The 6,995-nt window shown below is 68.3% G+C and carries 3 protein-coding genes and 1 pseudogene; all 4 read right to left on the reverse strand.

Annotation, left to right across the window (positions count from 1 at the left end):
• Positions 1 to 980 precede the first annotated feature (980 nt).
• Positions 981 to 1,142, reverse strand: a pseudogene (locus tag ABDC78_RS29810) (hypothetical protein); the annotation flags it as partial.
• Between the two features lie 98 nt (positions 1,143 to 1,240).
• The gene (gene mobF / locus ABDC78_RS29815; protein WP_044543337.1) at positions 1,241 to 4,669 is read right to left on the reverse strand and encodes a MobF family relaxase; all 3,429 of its coding nucleotides are present in this window, start codon (positions 4,667 to 4,669) and stop codon (positions 1,241 to 1,243) included.
• Between the two features lie 367 nt (positions 4,670 to 5,036).
• Positions 5,037 to 6,188, reverse strand: a complete 1,152-nt coding sequence (locus tag ABDC78_RS29820) for a rep protein (RefSeq protein WP_231992463.1) — start codon at positions 6,186 to 6,188, stop codon at positions 5,037 to 5,039.
• Positions 6,189 to 6,632: 444 nt separating this feature from the next.
• Positions 6,633 to 6,995, reverse strand: a complete 363-nt coding sequence (locus ABDC78_RS29825) for a hypothetical protein (RefSeq protein WP_231992461.1) — start codon at positions 6,993 to 6,995, stop codon at positions 6,633 to 6,635.

Genomic DNA, 6,995 nt, shown 5'->3' on the forward strand with positions numbered 1-6,995 from the left:
ACTGACTCCCGATCAGGCCGCTGCGTATGCCTTGTCGTCGCAATCGGTGTCCGACCGCGGAGCCAAGCGACTGCGCGAGCTGCTCAGCCGCAATCGGTGATCACCACGCTTCGAGTGCTTCTAAAATAGTCGTTTCAGGGACACATCCATAGCCCGCTGCACCCACCGCGCTGGTTCGGCGGTTTCCCACGCGGTTAACATCGCCTGCCTATGGCGTCGTTGAATGTGCAGGAGGTCCGTGATGACCTGGACGGAGCGCTGGCCCGCGTCGGGCAAGGAGAATGCCTTCTGGTGATTGGAGATGACGGCCAACCCATTGCCGAGCTGCGCTCGGTCAGGCGAGGACAGGCGGGGCGGCGGCGGCAAAGGCAGGTCCCCCCGCCACGCCACCCAGTCCTGGGAGCTGCCTTCCGCGACGGCACGACAGGAATTGAGGCTCTGCGCGACGACTAACGTCGGACTCGCACGACTCGTCTTCCCAGGGAGTGACAGCCCCGCTGTCGCGCCTTGGCGTGACCGGCGTTCCATCCTCATCGGACATCCGGATGGTTCGGCGAGGCGTGTGAGTTGTCATACCGATCCTCCGCAATCCAGATTGTCGGAGATCGTTGAAATGGCTTCTGGTATCGACGAAAAGGGAATGGCCGAGTGGAGCTGGTCAATCTCGTCACTAGATAAGTCACGACCTGCCCACGCGCAGAGCTGTTCGTAGGTCAGTGTGATTGATCTGTTGCTCATCTCAGGTCCACCTTCGGCGTACATCTTCGCGACAAGCGGCAAAGGCAGGTCCCCGTGCCACGCCACCCAGTCCTGGGAGCTGCCTTCCGCGACGGCACGACAGGAATTGAGGCTCTGCGCAAAGCGGACACCACGTTGGTGTCCAGTAGGTAGGTCACAGCTCCGGGGGTGCGGGCGATCAGCGGGAGGCGCTCCGGCTCGACGTCGAAGTCGCTGTGAGGGCTGTCGTCGGCTAGGGCGTGTCAACGATGGTGATCTCTTCTTCTGACACCCCCGCGCGGGAGGATCGCGCGGGCGTTCCGTACCGCTCGGGCGACCTGCTGCTCTTCTTCGGAGTCATACGGGTAGGCGGGGTTGTCTATCACTGCCGCTGCATAGGCGGCGTCGAGGTCGTCGTCAGCTTCGTCGCTGCCTGACGAGTCCGGCGAGCTGGTGGCCACACGGACGAGCGTAGCGAGCCCGTCCCGACAACGAACGGTTCTAGGAAGCGGTGGTTTTTGGATCAGATGTCCAGGCCGTAGTCGTTGTCGAGGTCTCGTCCGCGGTCGCGGTGACGCTCGGTGACGTCGCGGATGCGGGTGAGTTGGTGCCAGCCGCGTTGGTGGGTGGCACGGTGGCGGTCGATGTCGGCGGCTAGTTCGGGGTCGGCGATGGTGAGTGCTGCGGCGCGGGCGGCGGGGTCGATGTCGTGGTGGTGAGCAGCCCAGGGGAGGTTGAGTCCGTCGAGGAGCCGACGCGAGGGGCCGGGTTGGTCGTCGTCAACGAGCAGCAGCCGGGCGTGATGGGCGGCGGCGTGCTGGGCGATGCGGGCCAGGTCGGTGGGGCGCGCGGCTGCGGCGTTGTCGATGATGAGGACTGCGTCGCGGGGCATCGGGGTGGTGGTGAGCCGTTTGGGGTTGTAGGGGACGACCATCCATCCCCGCTCTGTGTATGGCGGCTCGGGTGTGGGGGAGACGACCACGACGGCGCGGTCGCGGGCCTTGGCGGCGGTGTGGGTGTCGGTGATGAGTTGGTCGAGGTCCTCCCGGTTGCGGGAGTGGGCCGTGGTGACCGCGTGGGCGTAGGGCACCGCCAGCGGTCCGGCGGGCAGGGGGTCGCCGCCGTGGCGGCCAGCCACAGCGAGGATGTCGGCCAGGGCGCGATCGGCGGTCTGCTTTGCTGCGCGGTGGCGGTTGTCAGCGGTGCGGCCGCGGTCGTGCCGGTGGGCCCGCCGTAGGTCAGTGACGACGCGCCGGTGGTGGTCGAGGTGGTCGGTAACCTCGGCGGGCAGCTGGGTGTGTTCGGCTGCGGCAGCGGCGGTTTCGGCGATGGTGGCCGAGTCGCGGTCGCGTCCGAGGATGGTTCGCAGCGCGGCGGCGGCCTGCGCGGTGGTGCCGCGCACGCGGGTATGGGTGTCGATATCGGTGGTGGTGGGTGCGTGTTCGTGGTCGCGTTCTCCGGTGGGCTGCTCGTAGAGGTAGACGTTGTTGGTGTGGCGGCCGCGGGTCATGGCGACGTAGGCGGTGCGCCGGTTGGCCAGCCGTGAGGCCACGCCAAGTAGTGCGTGGGTGGTGTCGGCGGTGGCTCCTTGGGCTACGTGCACGGTGAGCACGTAGCCCAGGTGCACGTGCTTGCGCAGGTACTCACCGCTGAACACGGCGATGGCATCGTCGCCGATGCGGCGGGCCGCGAGCCGGTTGTTGTCGGGGTCGACCTCGTCGAGGACTTCCCAGCGGTTGCCGTTGCGGACCGGGGCGGGATCGGGTTGGCCGGCGCGGGCCGGGCGGATAGCGATGGTGGGGTCGCTGTCGCGGGTGACGATGAGGTCGCCGGCGGCGATGCGGTGCTGGCGCGCGGCGGCGACAGTGGGGGCATCCGGGTCGATGCGGTCGCGGTGGATGCGTTCGTTGAGTGGGTCGGCGACTTCCCAGCGATCGGCGATCAGCAGGGCGTCGCGGCCGGCGTCGAGATCGGCGCGCCAAGCGGCCAGGGCGTCATCGGCCATGGTGACTTCGTCACCGACGTTGAGTCGGCCGCTGCGGCGATACCAGCCCACGGCGCGGCGCACCGCGGCGGCGCCGCCGTGCCGTACCGCCAGGGAGGCGGATCGTTCGTCGGGGTCGCGCATCCGCCACACCTCGGACAGGTGTTGTGCCCAGGGCAGGTCGGTGCAGAGTTGTTCGAAAGTGCCGGCGCGTGCTTTGACCGGTTCGAGCTGGCGGGCATCACCGACCGGAACAATTTTGACCCCGGCCTCGGTGGTCGCGGTCAACAACTCGCGCAGCTGCTGGGTGCCGACCATGCCCGCCTCGTCAACGACCACGAGGGTGGGTGCGGCAGTCAGCTGTAGGGTGCCGCGGCGGTGGCGCTCCAGTGCCGCCGCGATCGTCATGCCCGCGCCGCCGGCGTCCTCACTCATCGCCTGATCGACGGCGCGGTGGGTAGGCGCGAGCACCAGCACATCGCCGCCGGTGCGGCGCATCGCCGCCCGCAGCGCTTTGAGGCTGTGCGTCTTGCCCGCGCCGGCGGGCGCGGACAGCGGCTGGATCAACCACGGCGAGGTGGCGATGTTGGTGATGGCCGCACGCTGATCCGGCGACAGCGCGGCGGTGTCATCACGGCGGATGGGGATCACCGCGCGCTGCGATCGGGCCGGGGTCAAATCGATGATGGCGCGTTCCTCGGCGAGCAGCTCGGCGGCGGTGTAGCGCACCGATCCCTCCCGCTGATGCGGCGCACGCTCGGCGGTCACCGCAATCAAAACCTCGTCGGCCAGCGTCTCCACCAGCTCGCGCGGCGACACGCCAGCCGTGGCGGCGGCGCCCACTGGCAGCCGGGCTGCGATGGCCTCGATGAGATCGGCGCGGGTGAACGTCGCCGCCGTATGGATGCCCGCGACCGCCTGGCGCGCCACCTCCCGCACATCCACCCCGGCCGCGGCCCGACGCATCTCGCGGGCCTGCCGCTGCGCCTCGGCATCGATGCCGAAGCCGCGCGGATCGGCCGCCCAGCCGGCCCGCAACTGCGCCCGCGACAGACTCTCGGGCTTACGCGGGCGGGTCGCTTTCTGCGCCACGCCAAGCTGCGCCGCGGTCGGCTCCTCGTCGGCCAGCACAAGGTTGCCGCGCGCCCAGTCCTCGAGCTGGCTGGAACGCTGCGAGAACGCTTTGATGGTGGCGCGGTCAACGCCCGCCACTTCCGCCATGCCGGTGTCGGGATCGATCGGACCCCATTCCAGGGCAATCGAGTTGATCAAGTGCGACCGCAACGACGCTTGATAGATCATCCCGGCGGCGCGCGCTTCGTGGAACAGCGACGTGCCATCCAGCGACACCAGCCGGCCATCGGCGCGGGCTTGCCGGTTGGGCACGATCACGTGCGTATGCAGGTGTGGATCACCCGCGCGTGAGGTCTCGTGCTGAAACGCCGCGGCCACGATCCCCGGCAGCCGCACAAGATCCTTGCGGCCAGTGTGCGGATTGTGCGTGCGCGTGTAACCGGCATGCGCGGCGAGATACTTCATCGCCTCGCCGATGGCGTAGGCGTGCGCATCAGCGACCGCCTTGTCGGTCACATCGTCACCGAGCGCACGCAACAACGACATCGATTTCGGCGCGCAAAACGTCAAATCGAACCCGTGCACCGACCCCTCACGGAAGGCCCGGCCAACCTCACCGCAGGGCGCCACCCCGTCGTCGAGCCACCGGGTTACCACGTCCAGATCGGCGTCGCCGCCGAGCGCCTCGACACGCGTCAACCCGACCAGTTCGGCGGCGCGCTGCGCGTCCTCACCGACCACCAACCATGTCGGCAACCGGGTCTCCGACTCGCTGTAGTACTCGCCGAGGCCGCCGTTTCGAGCACGATCATCACGCGCCGCAGCCGTCGCCTCACGGGCGGTGTCGACGTAATACGACACCGACCAGCGGCCCAGCTTCGCGATCGTCAGCACCCGCGCCCAACACCTCCCAACCCGGCCACCCACGGGCCAGGGAGCTCGCCGCCAGGCGCGCTCCCGCCTATGATCGCACAACTTGTGCAAATGTGCCATGGTGTTGAGGCGCTGGGACAAGGTGAGCACTGTGGGGCCTGAACTGGTGTGGGGCGGTGGGGGTATCGAAGGGAAATGGGCTGGCTGTGGGTGAGCAGAGGAGAAGGTGGGGTTGACAACAACGAGGTATCGGGCGGGGCGAAGAGACAGGAGAAGGAATCAAGTAGCGCTGCGGAGTGGTGAAGAAGAAACACACGCGGGCGCGCCCGGTGTCACCGCCCGAAACTTAGGCACACTAGTTAGGTTGGCTTGAAAAGTGCGGGAGCAGTTAGCGCGCCGTTTCGGAACCGCTGGGCGCGTCGTCGTCGACGAGGCGATCGAGGTGACGGAAGAAGGCCTCGGCGTCGGCGTGCTCGGTGCACTCCTCGCGCCGCCAGCGCCGCACCGCAGCTGACCGAGTAATAGCCTGCTCGGGTTCGTTGGGAAGGGGCGGCGCCATGGGCTCGACGATAGACCGTCGCGCGTGTGCGTCTGAACGCGCGCACGGAGTGCGCGCAGGGCGGGTGCGTTGTGTGCGTTCGGTGAGCACCTGGCGGATGTGTTCGCGGGCGGCGGCGATGCGTGCCTGCGCTGCGTCGGTGAGCGTCGCCCTGGCCGGCGTCTGGTCGATGCGGGTGGCGGCGTAGCCGCCACCTTTCGGCGGTGCTGGTGGTGTGGTCCAGGTGAGCCGGCGTAGACGGCTGGACAGAAATGCGCCGGGACTGGTGATCTCGTCGGGCCAGTTCCAACCGCGGGTTCGCATGTCGGCGTCCAAGGCATCGGTGATTGCGCGTGCCGACCACAGCGCCGGGTCGATGCCCGCGGCGGTAAGCGCGTCGCAGATAGCGCCGATGTGGCCGCGGCCCAGACCGTGGGTACACGCGACCAGTTCGGCGGCGAGCCGCTGGGCGGCAAGTGGTCGCGGCGTGGTGCGCCAGTGCCGCGCTGGATTGGGTTTTTGTTGGGGACTATTGGCGGCGTGTGCGCGTGCGCGCACGCTTGGTGAGTTGCTCCCTACGGGAGATAAAAGACCATCACCGCCTGACGGCGGTAGGTGGAAATCGTGCACAGGCTGATCGTCGGCCGGCCGGGGGTCCCGGCGCGACACCAGGTGGTACACCGAGGGGCGCCGGCCCACGCTGGGGGTGGTTGGCGAGCCGTGGCCGCGCTGTGCCTCCACGGCCCAGCGCGACACTCGCAGCACCCGCCACGCCGCGGTCACCGTGCGCACGTCACAGCCCACTGTGTCGGCGATGGTGGCGCGAGTGACCGCCACGTGGCGGCCGGTGGCGTGATCGGCGTGCTCGGCCATCACCGCCGCGATCGCCAACAACGTGGCCGCGGTCATCGACACCCGCTGCTCCGCGCACAGCTGGGCCAGCGCCGGTGACTGCGCCCACCGCCGCAGACCGTCCAACCATGACGCGCGACTCGTCCACATGGGCGCGCGATGTCCGACCGCGCTCGCGCCCGCGCGCAGCACCCAGTCCCGCCGACCCTGCGCCGTCTGGGCGCGCTCGACGTGCGGGCTGTGCGCGGCATGGACCGCCCCGCCGAGCGGCGTCGGTGAAGAACACGCCCGATGAGTCGGTCGGGCGGTGAGAAGATCACGATTCGCGCACTTGCTGCGCGGCGTATCTGGTACTGCGGGCAGGCGTGCGCTACCGTGAGACGAGTCCAGCAAGACACGTCCCTTTCAGGGGCAACGGGTGCGGACCCGGACCTGAGTTGGCGCTCAGGTCAGTACCTCAGACAAGGCCCCTACGGGGGCCTTCGTCATGTCAGCGGGCGAATCCGCACACCAGCTATTGAGATGTCACATCTGCCAAGGCCCAGCCGTCGAGCACGGAACAAACGAACTTGGTGGCCAGGCCCTGGCGGGGTCTCACATCGCCAGCGGCAAAACCTCCTCTACGCGATTGAGTGTGCGGGCGTACTGGGGTAGCCCGACATGGACCGCGAGGACGTCAGCGATGTGCGGGGAAACTTTGTGGTCGGGTGCTTCTGCCGTGAGCCGTTCAGATACCTCGCGGTGCGGGCGGACCATGATCCGGCCGTATTTATCACCCCGAAGCGCCTCGATCTGTCGGGTGGAGTTGATCGACGGCTGGTTTAGTTCTCGGACATGCTGGGGCAGCCCGACATACAAAGCGAGTACGTCTGCGACGTATTGCATAACCGAGGAGGCGCTGGCCTCTGAGGCCATTTCGACGATGCGTTGAGTGACCGCGGGATGGGTTTTGACCAT

The organism is Mycobacterium sp. DL, from assembly GCF_039729195.1.
Lineage (GTDB): Bacteria > Actinomycetota > Actinomycetes > Mycobacteriales > Mycobacteriaceae > Mycobacterium > Mycobacterium hippocampi_A.